This window comes from Flavobacterium turcicum (genome assembly GCF_011365745.1).
Taxonomy (GTDB): Bacteria; Bacteroidota; Bacteroidia; order Flavobacteriales; family Flavobacteriaceae; genus Flavobacterium; species Flavobacterium turcicum.
The window spans coordinates 1-19,265 of sequence record NZ_JAAOBY010000001.1 but is presented as its reverse complement, the minus strand read 5'-3'; the positions used below and the strand labels follow the sequence as shown (position 1 = coordinate 19,265).

The 19,265-nt window shown below is 36.9% G+C and carries 15 protein-coding genes and 1 tRNA gene; 8 read left to right on the top strand and 8 right to left on the bottom strand.

The annotated features are described in order from the left end of the window. Window positions 1-28: 28 nt before the first annotated feature. From bioB to G9Q29_RS00050, 7 genes are all read right to left on the bottom strand, one after another. Entirely contained in the window at window positions 29-1,114 is a 1,086-nt protein-coding gene (gene bioB / locus G9Q29_RS00080; protein WP_166132477.1) for a biotin synthase BioB, read from the bottom strand. A 225-nt stretch (window positions 1,115-1,339) separates the two neighbouring features. After that, a complete protein-coding gene (locus G9Q29_RS00075) occupies window positions 1,340-1,795 on the bottom strand; it encodes a hypothetical protein (protein WP_166132476.1) in 456 nt (151 codons plus the stop codon). Between the two features lie 94 nt (window positions 1,796-1,889). Beyond that, entirely contained in the window at window positions 1,890-2,819 is a 930-nt protein-coding gene (locus tag G9Q29_RS00070; protein WP_166132475.1) for a bifunctional riboflavin kinase/FAD synthetase, read from the bottom strand. Window positions 2,820-2,920: 101 nt separating this feature from the next. Then, window positions 2,921-4,966 carry a M43 family zinc metalloprotease gene (locus G9Q29_RS00065; RefSeq protein WP_166132474.1) on the bottom strand — a complete coding sequence of 682 codons (2,046 nt, stop codon included), beginning with the start codon at window positions 4,964-4,966 and terminating at the stop codon, window positions 2,921-2,923. A gap of 155 nt (window positions 4,967-5,121) precedes the next feature. After that, window positions 5,122-5,748, bottom strand: coding sequence for an aminoacyl-tRNA hydrolase (gene pth / locus G9Q29_RS00060; protein WP_166132473.1), 627 nt, complete (start codon window positions 5,746-5,748; stop codon window positions 5,122-5,124). Window positions 5,749-6,034: 286 nt separating this feature from the next. Next, window positions 6,035-6,646 carry a 50S ribosomal protein L25/general stress protein Ctc gene (locus G9Q29_RS00055; protein ID WP_166132472.1) on the bottom strand — a complete coding sequence of 204 codons (612 nt, stop codon included), beginning with the start codon at window positions 6,644-6,646 and terminating at the stop codon, window positions 6,035-6,037. A 126-nt stretch (window positions 6,647-6,772) separates the two neighbouring features. After that, complete coding sequence (locus G9Q29_RS00050) at window positions 6,773-7,714, bottom strand: ribose-phosphate pyrophosphokinase (RefSeq protein ID WP_166132471.1); 942 nt, start codon at window positions 7,712-7,714, stop codon at window positions 6,773-6,775. Between the two features lie 285 nt (window positions 7,715-7,999). On the opposite strand from G9Q29_RS00050, the gene G9Q29_RS00045 reads away from it, so the two are divergent. Further along, window positions 8,000-8,079 (top strand) — tRNA-Leu (locus tag G9Q29_RS00045). Window positions 8,080-8,113: 34 nt separating this feature from the next. Here G9Q29_RS00045 and G9Q29_RS00040 read toward each other — a convergent pair. Beyond that, complete coding sequence (locus G9Q29_RS00040; RefSeq protein WP_166132470.1) at window positions 8,114-9,112, bottom strand: GntR family transcriptional regulator; 999 nt, start codon at window positions 9,110-9,112, stop codon at window positions 8,114-8,116. A 102-nt stretch (window positions 9,113-9,214) separates the two neighbouring features. On the opposite strand from G9Q29_RS00040, the gene G9Q29_RS00035 reads away from it, so the two are divergent. From G9Q29_RS00035 to G9Q29_RS00005, 7 genes are all read left to right on the top strand, one after another. Continuing rightward, complete coding sequence (locus tag G9Q29_RS00035) at window positions 9,215-10,267, top strand: aldose epimerase family protein (RefSeq protein ID WP_166132469.1); 1,053 nt, start codon at window positions 9,215-9,217, stop codon at window positions 10,265-10,267. A gap of 2 nt (window positions 10,268-10,269) precedes the next feature. After that, complete coding sequence (locus G9Q29_RS00030; RefSeq protein WP_166132468.1) at window positions 10,270-11,364, top strand: glycoside hydrolase family 53 protein; 1,095 nt, start codon at window positions 10,270-10,272, stop codon at window positions 11,362-11,364. A gap of 11 nt (window positions 11,365-11,375) precedes the next feature. Further along, the gene (locus tag G9Q29_RS00025; protein WP_225872865.1) at window positions 11,376-12,416 is read left to right on the top strand and encodes a glycoside hydrolase family 53 protein; all 1,041 of its coding nucleotides are present in this window, start codon (window positions 11,376-11,378) and stop codon (window positions 12,414-12,416) included. A gap of 126 nt (window positions 12,417-12,542) precedes the next feature. Then, entirely contained in the window at window positions 12,543-14,966 is a 2,424-nt protein-coding gene (locus G9Q29_RS00020; protein WP_166132467.1) for a DUF4982 domain-containing protein, read from the top strand. 53 nt (window positions 14,967-15,019) lie between these two features. Then, window positions 15,020-16,195, top strand: coding sequence for a galactokinase (gene galK / locus G9Q29_RS00015; protein ID WP_166132466.1), 1,176 nt, complete (start codon window positions 15,020-15,022; stop codon window positions 16,193-16,195). Window positions 16,196-16,311: 116 nt separating this feature from the next. Beyond that, window positions 16,312-17,379, top strand: coding sequence for a UDP-glucose--hexose-1-phosphate uridylyltransferase (locus tag G9Q29_RS00010; RefSeq protein WP_166132465.1), 1,068 nt, complete (start codon window positions 16,312-16,314; stop codon window positions 17,377-17,379). Window positions 17,380-17,382: 3 nt separating this feature from the next. After that, window positions 17,383-19,053, top strand: a complete 1,671-nt coding sequence (locus G9Q29_RS00005; RefSeq protein WP_166132464.1) for a sodium/sugar symporter — start codon at window positions 17,383-17,385, stop codon at window positions 19,051-19,053. Window positions 19,054-19,265 lie beyond the last annotated feature (212 nt).

The window sequence follows — 19,265 nt, the reverse complement described above, 5'->3', positions numbered from 1 at the left end:
GATGGCTAATTGTTTTGGTGTATAACTATTATTTTTCTTTAGCAGATGCTTCTAGATTACGTTCAATAGTGTGACCTGGTCTTGACCATTTTGGTTTTTCGCCAAGAGGTACAAATTGTGAATCTTCTGCTTCAACAGTTTGCGGTTGCGATACTTTTGTAAACGGTTTTTGAGGATTTAATCCAAGCATTTCAAACATTTTCATGTCTTCATTTACATCTGGATTTGGTGTGGTTAACAATTTGTCACCTGCAAAAATCGAATTAGCTCCAGCAAAAAAGCACATAGCCTGTCCTTCGCGACTCATGTTCATTCTACCTGCTGATAAACGCACTTGAGTTTCAGGCATAATAATTCTGGTAGTAGCTACCATTCGGATCATTTCCCAAATTTCAACTGGTTTTTCTTCTTCCATCGGAGTTCCTTCTATCGCAACTAAGGCGTTAATTGGCACTGATTCTGGTTGTGGATTCAATGTAGACAAAGCAACTAACATTCCTGCTCTATCTTCGATGCTTTCGCCCATTCCAATAATTCCTCCGCTACAAACAGTTACATTGGTTTTACGAACGTTTTCGATAGTTTGAATTCGGTCTTCAAAACCACGTGTTGAGATTACTTCTTTGTAATATTCTTCACTTGTGTCAAGATTGTGATTGTATGCATACAAACCAGCTTCTGCAAGTCGCTGTGCTTGGTTTTCGGTAATCATACCAAGTGTGCAACAAACTTCCATATCCAGTTTATTTATGGTACGCACCATTTCAAGTACTTGGTCAAATTCCGGCCCGTCTTTTACGTTACGCCATGCGGCGCCCATACATACACGTGACGATCCTCCAGATTTTGCGCGCAAAGCTTGTGCTTTTACCTGTGAAACTGACATTAAATCGTTGCCCTCAATATCGGTATGATAGCGCGCTGCTTGTGGGCAGTAGCCACAATCCTCAGGGCAACCACCTGTTTTTATTGAAAGTAAAGTAGAAACTTGTACTACATTAGGGTCGTGGTGTTCTCTATGTATAGATGCTGCTTCGTAAAGCAAATCCATTAAAGGTTTGTTATATATGGCGATTATTTCGTCTTTAGTCCAATTGTGTTTTGTAATGCTCATTGATACGAATTTTTGATGCTTCAAAAGTAGTTAAATTGTTCTAAAGTACCAATCTTAAACAGCCGAAATGAAATTAGTGCTTTGAAGGCCTTTTTCAATTCATCCCACTGCTTTAAAGACTATTTTTAATTTTGTAGCCAGGAAAAGTTTTGTCTGGAAATAGATATAAAAAAACCTCGCTAAGGCTTGTGCTGTAGCGAGGTGATTAAGTTTTTTGATGAAGATTTACGTCTTTGCTATTTTTTTATTCGAAGTAAAGCGGGCATCCCAATATAGTAAAAGCATAAAAGTTACTATTACTGCAGAACTAACTCCTTCGAACAAAAGAGAAATTGAATACGTCATAACTGATGGCTCACCACCAAATAAAAATGTTTTAGATAAAGAACCAATGTACTCTTCTCCTCCTTTAGCATAACTGTAGCCAACAAGCGCTACGATACTTAACAAAACACCTATTAAAGCGGTTAATAAAGCAGAAACAGCATTTGCAGCTAAGGTAGTTTTGCCTTCGGCATAGTTGGATAGAAGAGTTCGATTAGTGCCATAAAAAATGAACAGCACATTAAATACACGTAAAATGTGACTATCGGCTAAGCCCAATAGTTCCATCGCCAAGAAATAGAGTCCAATACCTACAATGATAAGTACTCCATTTGTTAATTCTTTTGGAAGTTTCATACCGCTAAATTTTTTAGTTTGACAATAGTATCTCTTTGATAAAGAGAGGTTAATACCAAATTTAATTAAAAAAATCGAACGATAGTATAAAATCTTAGATTTTGTTTATGAATGCTAAAACAGTTTGCTCGTCTTTATGCAACTGATTTTTTAAATCTTCGATGGTGTCAAATTTTTTCTCGGATCGAATACGTTGTAAGATTGAAATCTGAAGTTTTTGTTGGTACAAATCGGCTTCAAAGTCTAGGAAATAAACTTCAATAGTTTGTTGCTGTCCTCCCACAGTTGGATTGTTACCTATATTCATCATACCATACACAAGTTTGTTTTGTATTTGGCTTTGTACAATATAAACACCGTTTTGCGGTACGAGTTTAAATTTCTCTGGTATTTGTAAGTTGGCTGTAGGATAGCCAATTGTACGTCCTAATTGTTTGCCTTTTACAACGGTGCCTGTTAAAAAGTAATCGTAACCTAAATAACTGTTGGCTAAGCTCATGTTGCCTTCGAGTAAAGCTGTTCTAATTTTTGTTGAGCTTACAGAGATGTCATTAATTTCTTGAACAGAAATTTGTTCCACTTCAAACCCGTATTCAAGTCCAAAACCAATCAAATCATCGATGTCAGCAGTTCTATTTCGTCCAAATCGGTGATCGTAGCCTATTATAATTTTGTGTATTTGAAATTTGTCAACCAAAACATCTCTAACGAATTCTTCGGCGGTAAGTCTTGAAAAGGCTTCGTCAAAAGGATGAATGACAATGTTTTCTATTCCTAATTCTTCGATTAATGCAACTTTTTCTGTAATCGTATTTAAAAGTTGTATCGTTGAGCCTTCTTGTAAAACCATTCGCGGGTGCGGAAAAAAAGTAAGTACCAAACTTTCAAATTCTTTGTTGGCGTTATTTTGAGTCAGTTTATGAAGGATTTTTTTATGGCCTAAGTGTACTCCATCAAAAGTTCCAAGAGTCAAAATCGTTTTTTTGGTAGTCGAAAAGTCGTTTATAGAATGAAAAATCTTCAAAGCAAGGGTTTTATAATGCTGCAAATTTACGCTATACAATTGATATAATTAAAAAAGGACCGAAAACTTCGGCCCTTTGATATAAAATAGTACATAAATTGTTATTTCTTAACGAAAGGAATGGTTTGTCTACTTGATCCGTTTTTGACAAGTTGTAAAAAGTACATGCCTTGTGCTAAGTTGGCAACATTAATTTGTAATTCTTGCTTAACATCTATTGTTTTTGTTCGTATTGTTTGCCCTAAAAGATTGATGATGTTGTATGATGTTGGGTAATCAAGACTGTTAGTGTCAAAGCTAACGTTTAGGATATCTGTTGTTGGATTAGGATAAATCACAGTATTTTGCAGTGTATCAATTGAATTTGTTCCAAGAGTTCCTATTCTAAAATTGGTTGATTCTGTATCTAAAAAAGCGCCACCAGTCACTATTACTTCATTGGTTGGAGTGGCCAAGGTGTAAGATCCTTCGCCCCAATCGCAACACACCCCGTCAGCGGCATCATCATTTATGGTAAAAGTATAACAGTCATTATTTGCTAAGACAAATGTTTCTTTTACTGGAGCGGGTAGAGGCTGTGCTCTTGCAATATCAGTGTAAGGTCCGCCACTATATAAAATGGTACCTGCTGAATTAGTAAGTAACCAAGTAGTTTCAGAGCCAAATCGATCATTTTGTAGGGTAAAATTGACTATGGTACTTGCAATGTTTTTGTCAATTTTAAAAGTTTGGTCGGCGCTGTTATTAGCAGTATTTTGATCTGTTGTGTTATTAACATTTAAAATTGTTGCGTTAAAATTATGAGTTCCACCACTTGTTGTTAGTGTATTTAATGTTAAGGTTACAGATGCATTTGTGTCTAAATTACCAGTCCAATTTAAGGTTTGTAAATTGGTGTTGTCAATACTGTAACGAATTGTAGCAGCAGTTAGTGCGGCATTTCCTTTGTTTTCTAAAATAATTACAGGAGTAAAACTGTTGCTGCACTTTTGAATGTTTAAGTTAGAAATTGCAATTGCACCATCATGATTTAGTATCACGCCAGGAGTAAGCGCATCTGAGGTTTTTAATGATGCTCTGCGTGGTGAGTTATTCATTACGGTAATCATTCTTGTTTTTTGGTCTCCAGTAAATATATTCATGCAAATATCATCGGTATAATCCATGTAGTTTTCTACCATGTCTAATCCAGGAGAGTTGATGCAGGAATCTACGTTTGTTGGGCAGCCAGCATTGTCTGTGGCTGCATTAGGAGTATCTTCGCAAAAATCATCAACAGTACACCCGTCAATACTTTTATTCCCATCGCCCCAAATATGTCGAAGTCCTAAATAATGCCCTACTTCATGAGTCGCTGTTCTGCCTTGATCATAAATAGGGCCATATGTGCCTGATGGGAAATAGGATTTTGACCCAAAATATTGATATTGTACCACAATTCCGTCAGTATTAGCATCTGTTTCATCGCTATTTAATCCATTAAGTCCTGATTGGGTCGGGAATTGAGCGAAACCTAATACACCGGTTTGTGTAAAGTTGACTACCCAAATATTTAAATATTTTTCGGGGTTCCATTGTGTTTGAGGTTTTAATGTGTTTTTGATTTCTTCATCTGACCAGCTACTTTTTCCTAAATTTACTCTGTTTATTCCATTTGTAAAAACTCCAGCAGGATCTCTTTTGGCTAATGCGAATTCAATTTCAGTATCAGCGCCTACCGGATTGGTGTTGAATCCTGGGGTGCTTACTTTTCTTCTAAAATCTTCATTTAATACGCGAATTTGAGAAAAAATTTGTTCTGCAAACAAATTTTCGTTACTGCCTACAGCGTCGCCATTATGAATTACATGGACAACAACAGGAATTGTAATTACTGCACTAGTCTTTGCTGTTTTGTTTGAGTTTCTCTTTCTAGCTTGTTCTAGTTGTACTTTTGGCGCAAGCCATTGTTCGAATTCTTGTGTTGAAAGTCGCTGTGGGTTTGATGCTTTTAAATATTCCTCATATTCTGTCGACGCACAACGAATTACTTTTCCTGCTTGTACGGACTTTTTTTTACCAAAAAGAGTTACTTCTACATTTGATTGTGCATAACTCGAGTGATGTGCAACTATAATAAGTAACAAAAGGAAAGTAAATTTTTTCATGTGTGGTATTTTTGGGACGTGAGTTGTACTATTTACGAAATTAACATGGTTTTGGCTTGCGTTTCAACTTATTTTGCCATTCTTTTATTTGTACAAAATGAAATTAGATTTTAAAATTACTAATTTTTTTTATCCCAAAAGGGCTTGCCTGTCTTTTATTTTCCATTATATGTGGTCATAGTGATCTCAATACCAGCTGTTCCAAATGATTTTATGATTTCGCTAGCTACTTCTAAACGTTCCGGTAAGGCAGCTTGTTCTGCATCGTTCCAGTCGCCAAGCACATAATCTACTTGTTTTCCTTTTTTAAATTCGTCGCTAATTCCAAATCTAAAACGAGCGTATTGTTGCGTATTAAGTACGAGATTGGTGTTTTTTAAACCGTTGTGTCCGCCATCGCTTCCTTTTTGACGAATGCGAATGGTGCCAAATGAAAGGTTCAAATCATCAGTGATGACTAAGATGTTTTCCAGCGGAATGTTTTCTTGATCCATCCAATATTTGATGGCTTTGCCGCTCAGGTTCATATAGGTGTTGGGTTTAAGCAAGAAAAAGGCTCTACCTTTAAAACTATATTTTGCTAATGCGCCAAGTTTTACGGTTTCGAATTGAATGCCTTCTTTTTTGGCTAAAAAGTCAAGTACTTTAAAACCGATGTTGTGTCTAGTGTTTACATATTCGGCACCGATGTTGCCAAGTCCTACTATTAAAAATTTCTTCATGCTATTGCTATTGGTCTCTTGTTTTGAGGTTGAGAAAAGATTTAAAATCCATTGTATCATGTTGCAAAAGTAAGCTTAATTCAATAAAATGGCTATGCTGTTGCCGATATTTAAAGCTTTGCTTAGGCAATCGTCTGAGATGCAAAAGTAGTGTGTCGTAGCCCCGATTGGAGTGAAAATCCTTTTTGTGCGCATTTTTTTGCGGACAAAAAGATTGTAACGGAAAGCGGGACAAAATAGCTGTAATAAAATAGTTTAGCTGCTCCTTAAAATTGACATCAAAAACTAAAAAGCAAAAAAAAGCGCCAGTTTTGCAACTGACGCTTTGATGTATGATTGAAAAAAATTATTTTTTCTTTCCTTTTGCAGGAGCTTTTGCTGCTTTTGCTGCTTCTTGAGCTGCTTTCATAGCCGCACGAGAAATCTTCACTTGACAAATTACTGTGTTGTCTGGGTGCATGATTTTGAAGTTTGGTGTAGGTACTTTAGTAACGTACAATTTGTTACCCATGTCAAGTGGAGTAATGTCAGCCTCAACAAAATCAGGAAGATCTTTAGGAAGCGCTCTTACTTTTAATTTACGGTTGTTCATACGTAAATCACCACCTGCCATAACACCTTTAGATTTTCCTACGATTTTCACAGGAACTTCCATAGTGATTTCTTTGTCATCAAAGATTTGAAAGAAGTCAATGTGTAAAATTTTGTCAGATACTGGGTGTACTTGAATGTCTTGTAAAACAGCATTGAATGATTTTCCGTTTCCAAGATCGATCACAACTGTGTGCGCGTTTGGAGTGTAAACCAAGTTTTTGAATGCCATTACTTCTGCTGAGAAATGAACTGCTTGACTTCCTCCGTATAATACGCAAGGAACCAATCCAGCATTACGTAAGGCTTTAGTAGCTACTTTGCCCACGCTTTCTCTTTCTGATCCTTTAATTGTAATCGATTTCATTTTAAATATTTATATAGTTATTAATTAAACTCTTTTTTTAAGTCCTTAGCTGCTAGTTCTAAGTCCTTAGTTTTTGACTCTAGATCATAGCCACTCTACTAAGTACTAATCACTAGGGACTAAAAATTACATGATAAACTTTCCGCTAATCGAATTGTTATGGTGTACCATGTGCATTACTTCGGCAAAAAGTGGAGCACAGCTCAACACTCTTATTTTGTTTGACTCTTTCTTTAACGGAATAGAATCGGTAACTATTAATTCGCTCAACTTAGAGTTTTCAATTTTCTCATAAGCATCACCAGATAGAATGGCGTGTGTACAAATAGCACGTACGCTCAAAGCTCCTTTTTCAATCATTAGATCGGCGGCTTTCGCCAAAGTGCCTCCGGTATCAATCATATCATCCACAAGAATGACGTTGCGACCTTTAACCTCTCCGATTAGTTCCATCGTGTCAATCACGTTGGCAGCTTTTCGCTGTTTGTAGCAAATTACTACATCCGATTCTAAAAATTTAGAATAGGCATAAGCTCTTTTTGAACCACCCATATCAGGCGAAGCAATTGTTAAATTGTCAAGTTCTAAGCTTTTTACGTATGGTAAAAAGATAGTAGATGCGAAAAGGTGATCTACTGGTTTTTCAAAAAATCCTTGAATTTGATCAGCGTGCAAATCCATGGTCATTACTCTTGTTGCGCCCGCAGCATCTAATAAATTAGCTACTAACTTAGCTCCAATCGGAACTCTAGGCTTGTCTTTTCTATCTTGTCTTGCCCAGCCAAAATAAGGAATTACAGCAGTTATGTGTCTGGCTGAAGCTCTTTTTGCAGCATCAATCATTAGTAATAATTCCATTAAATTATCTGCTGTTGGAAAAGTAGAGCAAACAATAAATACGCGTAATCCTCTAATTGACTCTTCGTACGAAGGTTGAAATTCACCGTCGCTGTATTTTGACATGGTGATTTTCCCTAAAGGAATTCCGTATTCTTTTGCTATTTTCTCAGCAAGATAAACACTTTGCGAACAAGCAAATATTTTAGCTTCTGGTTCTAGGTGTGACATTTAGTTGTTGTTTAATCCCGAAGTTAAAATTGTTTCAAAAAATCCAAACTGTATTTTGGCTTCTTTTTATGTATTTACCTCGGTTGTAGTTAGTTGTGTGTTGTGTTTTTACCGAGGTGCAAATTTATGAAATTTATTCAACTCTGAAAGGAAAAAATTAAGTATTTTTTGTTGGACTATTAAATATATTTTTTACATTTGCACCGTGTTAAAGATAAAGGCACTTGGCTACCACCATTTGTCTCTTTATTGCGTGAAACGGCTGTTGTCGTTTCGGTCTGCTAAGCCCGGATGGCGGAATTGGTAGACGCGCTGGTCTCAAACACCTGTGGGAAACCGTGCCGGTTCGACTCCGGCTCCGGGTACAAAATCCGCTTCGAAAGAAGCGGATTTTTTTTATTACAAAGAATTCCGAAGTATCAATGCGCTTTTATTCTCAATTTGTCCTTTTTTTCCTTTCAAAATCATATCGGCTAGTAAGCTTCCCATGAGTTTAAAGTCAGTAGAAATGGTGGTGATTCCGTTTTCAACTACTTTTTTTAAAGGAGTTTCATTATAGGAAATAATACCATAATCAATACCTAGTTGTAATTGTTGTGTTTTTGCTTTTTCGATTACTTCAACTAAATCTCGATCACTCGGAATAATGTATACTTCGCCTTTTTGAATGGTGCGGTTTTGCATTTTGGTGATAATTTCGTGGCTTAAACCAAAGTCTGAACAAAATTTTTCAAAACCTGTTTTCATTCCCAAAGGTTCTCGAAATCCAGGAAAAATCATAATTAATTTTTGGTAGGAACTCAACTGGTTTTGCCCCTTGAGTAATCCATTATAAATATCTTTTACAAAATTTTGATACACCGCTGGGTAGTCTGATAATTCGGCGTTGGTTTGGTCTAGGATAAATACTTCATTAACTGGTAGGGTTTTTATACAAGCCGCCGCATCTGCTAAACTGGTTGGCATAATGATATACTTAGTGTAATTTCCGTTGCTATCATTAATTAGTTTCTGAAAAACAGTTGGGTTAAAATGATGGAAAAAAATATCTACTTGTACATCAGCTCCAATGCTCTCTAAAAACGAATTGTATAAGTCTTCTTTAAAGATGTTTAACTCATCAAATAGTAAAAAAATCCTTTGTTTGATAGTAGTTTCAATACTTTTGATGTAGTATCCTTTTCCAGGAATGGCATAAATTATCCCTCTCTTTTTTAATTCCTCGTAAGCTTGTAAAACGGTATCTCGAGACAATGAAAACTCCATACAGACCTTGTTTACAGATGGAAGAGCATCTCCTTTTTTAATTTTTTTGTCGGCAATTACTTGTTCAATTGAGGAGACAATTTGCTTGTATTTTGGAATTCCAATGTTGTTTTGAATCGAAATTAATTTCATTTGTATGCTAATTTTAGTGCAAGATACAAAAACTGGTAGGTACTGGTATGTATAATTTGACAATTCCTTTATTTTTGATTTTTCATATTTCATAATTTTAGCATGAAAATAAAACATAAATCACATTTTAATTCTAATTCTGCTGTCAAATCGTTTGGTGTTCTCGCCGATGGATCAGCTGTTTTTGAATGTGAACTAAAAAATGGAAATGGTCTTGTAGCCAAAATTATCACTTACGGTGCTACGCTAACTAGTTTGAAAGTGCCATTAAAGGATGAGAGTAGTGTAGATGTGGTTTTGGGTTTCGAAACTTTAGAACAATACCTCAAATCGTTTGATTTGCCAAGTGCACCTTATTTTGGGGCTACTATAGGTCGGTTTGCAGGTCGTATCAACGAGGGTGCTTTTTCGCTGGACGGAGCAACAATTAATTTGGGTACCAATTCGAACGGAAATACATTGCACGGCGGATCAAATAGTTTCAGTCAAAAAAATTGGGTGATCAAAAAACGAACAGAAGGTAAAAACCCTTCGGTTACTTTAAGTCACATAAGTCCTGATGGCGATAACGGTTTTCCGGGAGAGTTACATATTGATTTAACTTATACTTTAACTGAAACGAATGAATTGGCATTAGAGTATATTGCCCATACAACTGCGAAAACCATTATCAACTTGACGCATCACAGTTATTTTAATTTAGATGGGCAAGCAGCAACAGTTGTGAATCATGAATTAAAAATTAAGTCGCAACGCATTTTAGACACGATTTCGTCTGGAATTCCAACGGGTAAATTTTTAAATGTGGCCAATTGCCCTTTTGATTTTTCAGAGGGTAGACTTTGCCCAAGCAAGATAGACAATACTTTCGTCTTAAATCAAGTTAAAGAATATGCTGCCAGCTTGTACAACAGTACCAAAACCTTAAAGATGTCGGTTTTCACAAATCAACCAGCTGTTCATGTGTACGTGGGCGGAAATTGTTTTTCGCAATTAAAAGGAAAAGAAGGCGCCGATTATACAGCCTTGAGCGGTGTTTGTTTTGAAACTCAAAATTTTCCAGATGCGCCCAATCACTCGCATTTTCCTTCTTGTGAATTAGATAAGGGCGAACTGTACTATCATAAAACTATTTACAAATTTAAAGCATTATAAAAATGAAACTACAAAAAGCTTTTTTAATCAAAATCATTGCAATTGCTTCCCTTTTCTCTTGTTCTAATAGTAATGAAACAGAAGTTGAGGTAGCGCCTCCTGCAGTTGTTGATACATTTATACGAGCAGCTGATATTTCGTATTTACCTGAACTAGAAGCGTCAGGAAAAGTGTTGTACAACGCCAACAACCAGCCGGAAAACATGCTAACTACCTTAAAAAATTCAGGATGCAATACTGTTCGAATTCGTTTGTGGAATAATCCTAGCAACGGACGTTCTGGTTTAGCTGAAGTGAAGACACTAGCACAAAAAGCAAAACAAGCGGGTTTCAAAGTTTGGTTGACTGTTCATTATTCTGATACTTGGGCTGATCCAGGAGCGCAAGAAACGCCAGCTGAGTGGAAATCACTCTCATTCACTGCTCTTAAAACAGCTGTAACAACCTACACTACAACGGTAATGAATGAGATTAAGCCAGATATTATTCAAATAGGAAATGAAATAAATAGCGGTTTACTTTGGCCTCAAGGTAATTTGATTAGCCAAGAAACGCAAAGTTTATCCTTGTTGGCTGCGGCAAGTGTAGCGGTTCGGGCTGCGCAACCTTCTACGAAAATCATGATTCATTATGCAGGAGTTTCTTCCTCGGATACGAATTGGTTCTTCAATAAAGTAAAAAGTGTCGATTATGATTATATCGGTTTGTCCTACTATCCGATATGGCACGGAAAAGACATCAATAATGTAAAAACAACGATTGATGCTTTGGGAAAAACATTTGCTAAAAAGGTACTCATTGCCGAGACTGCTTACCCATTTACATTAACTTGGAATGATTACACCAACAATATTGTGGGGCTTGAATCGCAGTTGGTAGCTGGTTATCCTGCAACGCCTGATGGTCAAAAAAGTTTTGTACTAGCTATTAAAAATCTTGTTAAAGCATCAGAATATGGTCAAGGGTTTGCCTATTGGGGTGGCGAATGGGTGTCTTTCAAAGGGAATCAAGCTACCAATGGATCTACTTTTGAGAACCAAGCTTTTTATGATTTTAACAATAAAGCTTTGCCTGTTTTACAAGCTTTTGCACAATAAAAGGTTAAAAGATGAAAATGATAAACATCAAGCATCTTATAGTTTTAGTATCCTTGCAATTCCTATTTTTTTCTTGTAGTTCAACAAAGAAAATAGCTTCGACTGTTCCGGCTTTCGCCAAAGGTGCCGATGTAGGCTGGTTGCCACAAATGGAAGCTACGGGTTACAAATTTTACGATACGGATGGAAAGCCCAAAGATGCTCTGCAACTTTTGAAAGCCCGCGGAATGAATTCCGTTCGCTTGCGAGTTTGGGTAAATCCAAATGATGACAAGGCCAGCGGCCATTGCAGCCCTGCCGAAACCGTTGCAATGGCAGTTCGTGCTCAAAAAATGGGAATGCGCATCATGATTAACTTTCATTATAGTGATTCTTGGGCTGATCCGGCTAAACAATTTAAACCTAAAGCGTGGGAAAATCATTCGTTTGAGCAACTTTTGACCGATGTCTACAATCATACTTTTGAAGTACTACGTTTGCTAAAAGCGGCAAAAGTGACTCCAGAATGGGTCCAAGTTGGAAACGAAATTCCTGGCGGTATGCTTTGGCCTGAAGGTAAAACCTCAAATTTTGGACAACTAGCCCAACTACTTAATAAAGGATACGAAGCCACAAAAGCAATCGACCCAAAAATTAAAGTAATTGTGCATCTTGATGAGGGAAATAACAATGAAAAATTCCGTTGGTTTTTTGACCAAGCTACGCTTTTCAAGGTCAAGTATGATGTGATTGGTTTATCGTATTATCCGTTTTGGATTAAAAAAGACTACTCAGAAACTATTTCAGATTTAGCTTTTAATTTAAATGATATGGTTTCTCGCTACGGTAAAGAAGTTATGGTGGTTGAAGTAGGCGGCGAGGATGATAAACCTCAAAACACTTTTGAATTATTAACAGAAACTATCAAAGCCGTGAAAGCCGTCCCGAACCAAAAAGGATTAGGCGTCATGTATTGGGAACCGCAAGGAGCCAAATCATGGAGCGGTTACAGTTTGAGCGCTTGGCAATCAGATGGAAAACCCTCAATGGCTTTAGATGCTTTCAAAGAGTAGTCAATCGGTATTAAAATGCAAAATAAATTAACCATATCTGGTAAAGGTAACACAGATTAAATCTACAATTAGTAGCAAACTTATCTGATCTTACATGACTTATATGGTTCAAAAAATATTTCACAAATGAAGAAATTGTTCTGTTTTCTAGTTGTAATTTTAGCTTTTACACAAGCTGCATTTTCTCAATCAAGAGAAGTTAAGGTGTTAAATGCCAATTGGAAATTTCAAAAAGGCGATCACGCTGGCGCAGAAAAAGTCGTTTTTAACGATGCCAAATGGCAAAGAGTGAGCGTTCCGCATGATTGGGCAATCTACGGTCCTTTTGACAAAAATGTTGATATCCAAAAGGTAGCCATCGTTCAAAACGGAGAAACTGTAGCAACCGAAAAAACAGGTAGAACAGGAGCTTTGCCACACATTGGTAGTGCTTGGTACCGTAATACTGTGACTTTGCCAAAAGATGTAAAAGGTAAAAAAGTTATTTTACTTTTTGAAGGAGCCATGAGTGAGCCTGAAATTTACTGGAACGGAAAAAAAGTAGGCGAGTGGAAATACGGTTACAGTTATTTTTATTTTGATATTTCGCAATGGGCACAAGAAGGCAATAATACTTTAGCGGTAAAACTTTCCAATAAAGAATTTGCTTCACGTTGGTATCCGGGTGCAGGATTGTATCGAAATGTAAGCGTGATCATCAAGAATGAAGAAAGTATCGATCAATGGGGACAGTTTGTAACTACACCACTTGTTACAGATGCTGTTGCAAAAGTGAACATTAAAACGAAAGTATCAGGAGAAAACACGCGTTTACTCACTACCATTTTTGATGCCGATGGTAAAAAAATTGGTTCTGACGAAGCTACAGTGCCGTTTGGTCAAGAGTTCGATCAAAATATAAAAGTTGAAACACCGAAATTGTGGAGTCCCGAAAGTCCGTATTTATACAAAGCAGTGTCGCAATTGTTCGTTGGTGATCAGTTAAAAGATGAAAATACTACCGTATTCGGAATAAGGTCTATCAAATATGAAGCAGCCAAAGGCTTTAGCTTAAATGGAAAAGTGACTAAGTTCAAAGGTGTTTGTTTGCACCACGATTTGGGACCGCTTGGAGTTGCTGTAAACAAAGCGGCGCTTCGTAGACAAATGCAAATTCTGAAAGACATGGGTTGCAATGCCATCCGAAGTTCACACAATATGCCGTCATTCGAACAATTAGAGTTGGCCGATGAAATGGGTTTCTTATTCCTGGCAGAAAGTTTTGATGAATGGGCTAAGCCAAAGGTAGATAATGGCTACCATCGTTTTTTTGAAGAATATGCAGAGAAAGATATCGTAAATTTAGTTCGAGCTACCAGAAATCATCCTTCGATTGTGATGTGGAGTTCCGGTAACGAAGTCCCTGATCAGTGGGGCGAAGAAGGCGTTAAAAGAGCCAAATGGTTGCAAGAAATATTTCATCGAGAAGATCCAACTCGTCCGGTAACCGTTGGAATGGATCAGGTAAAAGCTACTATCGAATCAGGTTTTGGAGCATTACTTGACATTCCTGGACTCAATTACCGCGTTCATTTATATGATGAGGCTCAAAAAAAATTCCCTCAAGGTTTTATTTTGGGCTCCGAAACGGCTTCCACAGTAAGTTCACGGGGCATTTACAAATTTCCTGTTGTTCAAGAAAAAATGAAGCAATATCCCGATTTTCAATCTTCATCGTATGATTTAGAAGCCTGCAGTTGGTCAAATGTTCCGGATGAAGATTTTGTGTTGCAAGATGATAAACCTTGGGTAATTGGCGAATTCGTTTGGACCGGTTTTGATTATCTCGGCGAACCGACACCTTACGACGAAAGTTGGCCGTCACGAAGTTCGTATTTCGGAATCAATGATTTAGCGGGTTTACCCAAAGATCGATATTATTTGTATCGCAGTCGCTGGAATACTAAGGATACAACGCTGCATATTTTACCCCATTGGAATTGGGAAGGCCGCGAGGGGCAAACAACACCTGTTTTTGTCTACACCAATTATAACAGTGCTGAGCTTTTTATCAATGGCAAAAGTATGGGTGTGCTGAAAAAAAATAACAGCACACCACAAAATCGCTACCGCCTGATGTGGATGGATGTAAAGTACGAGCCAGGAATAGTAAAAGTAGTTGCCCTAGATGATAACGGTAAAGCAGTGGCCGAGGAGCAAATTCAAACCGCAGGAAAACCCCATCATATTGTACTTGAGGCGGAGCGAAAAACAATGTCGGCTGATGGTGAAGATATTTCGTTTGTTACGGTTTCAGTGGTTGACAAAAATGGAATTCCGTGCCCAACAGCTACAAATCAATTAAAGTTTAAAGTTTCAGGTGCGGCATCGTACAGAGCGGCTTGTAATGGTGATGCGACCTCGCTCGAAATGTTTCATAATGATACAATGAAACTTTTTAGCGGAAAATTAGTGGTTTTAGTACAATCAAAAACAAGTGCTGGAACAGCGAAATTAGAGGTAAGCGGAGCCGGTTTAAAAAGTGGTTTTATCGATTTGCTTGTTAAATAATCAAGCCAAGCAAAAGGCGTAGCAAGCCAATAATACAATAAAATAAGAAGTTTATGAATGATGTAGTAATACAAAAAACGAGTGCTTTTTTTCAGGAAAAATTTGGTTCAACTCCTGAAAAAGTAGTGCTTTCTCCAGGTCGAATTAATATCATCGGAGAACATATTGATTATAATGATGGTTATGTTTTGCCCGCTGCCATTGATAAGATTATTTGCTTTGCTTTTGCCAAAAATAATTCAAACGAATCTAAAATTATAGCGTTGGATTTGAATGAAGAATTGGTGGTTGATCTTTCGGCAGATGTTAGTTATAGCAAAATTGAATGGACAAATTATCTTCTGGGAGTGATCAAACAATTACAGGATAATGGATTTAATTTTGAAGGTTTTAATTGTGTGTTTAGCAGTAATATTCCAGTTGGTTCCGGCTTGTCATCTTCGGCAGCGCTTGAATGTGGCTTTTTATATGGAATTAATTCACTTTTTGATTTGCAAATAAAACCTATCGATATGGCACTTATGGGTCAAAAAGCGGAACATTGGGTAGGAATTAATTGTGGTATCATGGATCAGTTTTCGAGTGTAATGGGACTCGAAAATAAAGTGATTAAAATCGATTGTAAAACTTTAGAATACGAATACCACACGGCTGACTTTAATGATTATGCTTTGATTTTATTTGATTCGAATGTGAAACACTCCTTGATGACTTCGGCCTACAATCAAAGAAGAGAACAATGCGAAGAAGGGTTGTCTCTTTTAAAAAATAAGTTCCCAGAAATCAATAGTTTTAGAGATTGTCGTTTAAAGCATGTACACGAGCTGAAAGATGTTATGAGTGCCGACGTTTTTAAAAGATGTTCGTTTGTGGTGAAAGAAATCGAAAGAGTAACTTTAGCTTGTACTGCGCTCGATAATGGTGCTATAGAAACTTTAGGACAGTTGATGTTTGAAACCCACGAAGGATTATCTCAAGAATATGAAGTGAGTTGCAACGAGCTGGATTTTTTAGTTGATTTTGTTAAAAACGAAAAGGCCGTTGTAGGTTCGCGTTTAATGGGTGGCGGTTTTGGTGGTTGCACCATTAATTTGATTAAAAAAGGAGAAGAAGATGCAATAAAAACGAAATTAGTTGAAGGTTATAAAGCTACTTTCGGTATCGATTTAAAGATTTATGATGTTAAAATCGGAAACGGCACTTCTTTGTATGAACCTCTGAAACATTAAAAAACGTAACACTGATTACATCCATTTTTAAGCATAAAATATGTCTGCGTGCGCAGCTAACTTGTGTTATAAAATACTCTTCAATTGAGAGGTGTTAAAAATAGAAAATGAATAGCATGAAAAATTTTAATATCAACGAAGATCCACATAGGCGTTTCAATCCCTTAATAAATGAATGGGTTTTGGTTTCGCCCCACCGTTCTAAACGACCTTGGCAAGGCCAAAATGAATCTGTAGCAACAGAAAAACTACCAGAGTACGACCCAACTTGTTATTTATGTCCGGGTAACGTTCGTGCCAACGGAGAAGTTAATCCCGAGTATGAAAATGCCTTTGTTTTTGAGAATGATTTTGCAGCTTTAAAACAAGAAAAAATCTATTTTGAGGAAGATGAAAACGAACTGTTTTTTAAAGCTAAACCAGAAAGAGGAATTTCTAGAGTCGTTTGTTTTTCACCCAAACATCATCTGACTTTGCCAGAAATGGAGGGACATGAAATTGAAGATATAATTGCCACTTGGCAGCGCGAGTATACAGATTTAGGTGCTGTACCATACATCAATCATGTGCAAATTTTTGAAAACAAAGGCAGTGTGATGGGTTGCAGTAATCCGCATCCGCACGGGCAAATTTGGGCACAATCGTCTTTACCAACTCAGGTTGAAAAAACACAAGTTAGTCTGAAAAAATATTGGGACCAGTACCAGCGCACACTTTTGCAGGATTATGTGCAAGAGGAGTTGCGTTCTCAAGAAAGAATTGTGATCGAAAACGAACATTTTGTAGCTTTAGTTCCGTTCTGGGCCATTTGGCCTTATGAAACGATGATTATTAGTAAGCGTAATGTAAATAAAATAACTATTTTTACCAAAGCCGAAGTCGCTGATTTTGCGCTGATGTTGAAACAGTTGACAACTAAGTATGATAACCTTTTCGAAACTTCTTTTCCGTATTCGTCAGGTATTCATCAGTCGCCAACTGATGGTGATGCGCATCCTGAGTGGCATTTCCACATGCATTTTTACCCGCCCTTGTTACGTTCGGCAACGGTTAAAAAATTCATGGTAGGATATGAAATGATGGGCGAATCGCAACGGGATATTACACCAGAAAAAAGTGCAGCCATATTAAGAGCATTGCCAACCATTCACTATAAAACCAACCAAAAACCAAAAACCATTTAACAAATGCAAACATTAGCTATTCAAGATTACATTGTCTTTTTCTTCTACTTCATCTTAATTGTGAGTTATGGAGTATGGATTTATCGCAAGAAGAAAAAAGAAGAAACCAGTAGTAAGGATTATTTTTTAGCCGAGGGATCACTCACATGGTGGGCCATTGGTGCTTCATTAATTGCGAGTAACATTAGTGCGGAGCAGTTTATTGGAATGAGCGGAAGTGGTTTCAAGATGGGACTAGCCATTGCTACTTATGAGTGGATGGCGGCTTTTACCTTAATTATTGTTGCTATTTTCTTTATACCGGTATATCTAAAAAATAAAATTTTCACCATGCCGCAGTATCTTAATCAAAGGTATAATAGCAATGTGGCAATGATTATGGCTGTGTTTTGGCTGTTGTTATATGTTTTAGTGAATTTGACTTCAATCTTGTATTTAGGTGCTTTGGCAATTAGTAGTATTTCTGGACTGAATTTGACTCTGTGTATGATTTTCTTGGCGTTTTTCGCGGTTATGATTACACTAGGCGGTATGAAGGTTATTGGTTATACAGATGTTATTCAAGTTTTCTTTTTGATATTAGGAGGATTGGTAACTACTTATCTAGCCCTGAATTTGGTTGCCGAGGAGTTTGGAACAACAGGAGTTATTAATGGTTTCAACTTTATGACTACTGAGGCTAACGATCATTTCCACATGATTTTCGAAAAAACGAATCCGAATTATATGGATTTGCCTGGACTTTCTGTTTTGATTGGTGGTATGTTAATTATCAATCTCAATTATTGGGGTTGTAACCAATACATCACGCAGCGAGCATTAGGAGCGGATATTAAAACGGCGCGAAACGGAATTTTGTTTGCTGCTTTCTTAAAACTGTTAATGCCTATTATTGTTGTATTGCCTGGAATAGCTGCTTTTGTATTGTATCAAAAAGGATATTTTGGTTCCGAGATGCTACAAGACGGTACTTTAAATCCAGATCGTGCTTATCCTGTGTTGTTGAATTTACTTCCGGTTGGTTTAAAAGGACTTTCTTTTGCAGCATTAACAGCGGCAATTGTAGCTTCCCTTGCTGGAAAAGCGAACAGCATTGCGACTATTTTTACATTAGATATCTACAAAACAAAACTAAATGTGGATGCTGATGAAAAAAAATTAGTTAACGTTGGTAAAAAAGCAATAATAGTTGCGATGCTGATTGCTGTAGTTGTGGCTCCATTTTTAGGAATTGATAAAAAAGGAGGATTTCAATACATTCAAGAGTATACAGGTTTCGTAAGCCCTGGAGTTTTTGCCATGTTTATTCTTGGTTTCTTCTGGAAAAAAACAACTTCAAATGCGGCTTTGTTTGCTACCATTGGTGGTTTCTTACTATCGCTTGCTTTCAAATTTATGCCCGCTGTTGTTGATTTATCATTTTTATATTCAACAGGGTTTGCAGTACCAAATGCAGATGGATTGTATGAAATTCCGTTTATTGACCGTATGGGATTTGTATTCTTAATTTGTATAATCGGTATGGTGAGTATTAGTTTGTACGAAATGTCAAGAGGTGTTAAAACTAATGGTCTTGAAATTGACCGAGCAATGTTTAAAATGAGCCCTGCCTTTACAGTAGGAATGTTAATTGTTTTGTCATTAATTGCTGCATTCTATACTATTTTTTGGTAAAAGATAAATGCTTCACATTGCATTTAATTACTATGTGAAGCATTATAGCAGTAAAAACCAGACTACTTCAATCAAGGTCATGCTGGTGCAAAAAAAAAGCTTTCGAACATTTCGAAAGCTTTTTTTTAACCTTTATGTCCCGTCCTAAAATAGCGATACACAAAAAGTATCCTTATGGAAAACCCTCAAGAATCACGCTACTTAAAGCGCAC

Coding starts and splice junctions, on each gene's coding strand:
- bioB (WP_166132477.1), bottom strand. CDS start 1,114: ATGAGCATTACAAAACACAATTGGACTAAAGACGAAATAATCGCCATA.
- G9Q29_RS00075 (WP_166132476.1), bottom strand. CDS start 1,795: ATGAAACTTCCAAAAGAATTAACAAATGGAGTACTTATCATTGTAGGT.
- G9Q29_RS00065 (WP_166132474.1), bottom strand. CDS start 4,966: ATGAAAAAATTTACTTTCCTTTTGTTACTTATTATAGTTGCACATCAC.
- pth (WP_166132473.1), bottom strand. CDS start 5,748: ATGATACAATGGATTTTAAATCTTTTCTCAACCTCAAAACAAGAGACC.
- G9Q29_RS00055 (WP_166132472.1), bottom strand. CDS start 6,646: ATGAAATCGATTACAATTAAAGGATCAGAAAGAGAAAGCGTGGGCAAA.
- G9Q29_RS00050 (WP_166132471.1), bottom strand. CDS start 7,714: ATGTCACACCTAGAACCAGAAGCTAAAATATTTGCTTGTTCGCAAAGT.
- G9Q29_RS00040 (WP_166132470.1), bottom strand. CDS start 9,112: ATGAAATTAATTTCGATTCAAAACAACATTGGAATTCCAAAATACAAG.
- G9Q29_RS00035 (WP_166132469.1), top strand. CDS start 9,215: ATGAAAATAAAACATAAATCACATTTTAATTCTAATTCTGCTGTCAAA.
- G9Q29_RS00030 (WP_166132468.1), top strand. CDS start 10,270: ATGAAACTACAAAAAGCTTTTTTAATCAAAATCATTGCAATTGCTTCC.
- G9Q29_RS00025 (WP_225872865.1), top strand. CDS start 11,376: ATGAAAATGATAAACATCAAGCATCTTATAGTTTTAGTATCCTTGCAA.
- G9Q29_RS00020 (WP_166132467.1), top strand. CDS start 12,543: ATGAAGAAATTGTTCTGTTTTCTAGTTGTAATTTTAGCTTTTACACAA.
- galK (WP_166132466.1), top strand. CDS start 15,020: ATGAATGATGTAGTAATACAAAAAACGAGTGCTTTTTTTCAGGAAAAA.
- G9Q29_RS00010 (WP_166132465.1), top strand. CDS start 16,312: ATGAAAAATTTTAATATCAACGAAGATCCACATAGGCGTTTCAATCCC.
- G9Q29_RS00005 (WP_166132464.1), top strand. CDS start 17,383: ATGCAAACATTAGCTATTCAAGATTACATTGTCTTTTTCTTCTACTTC.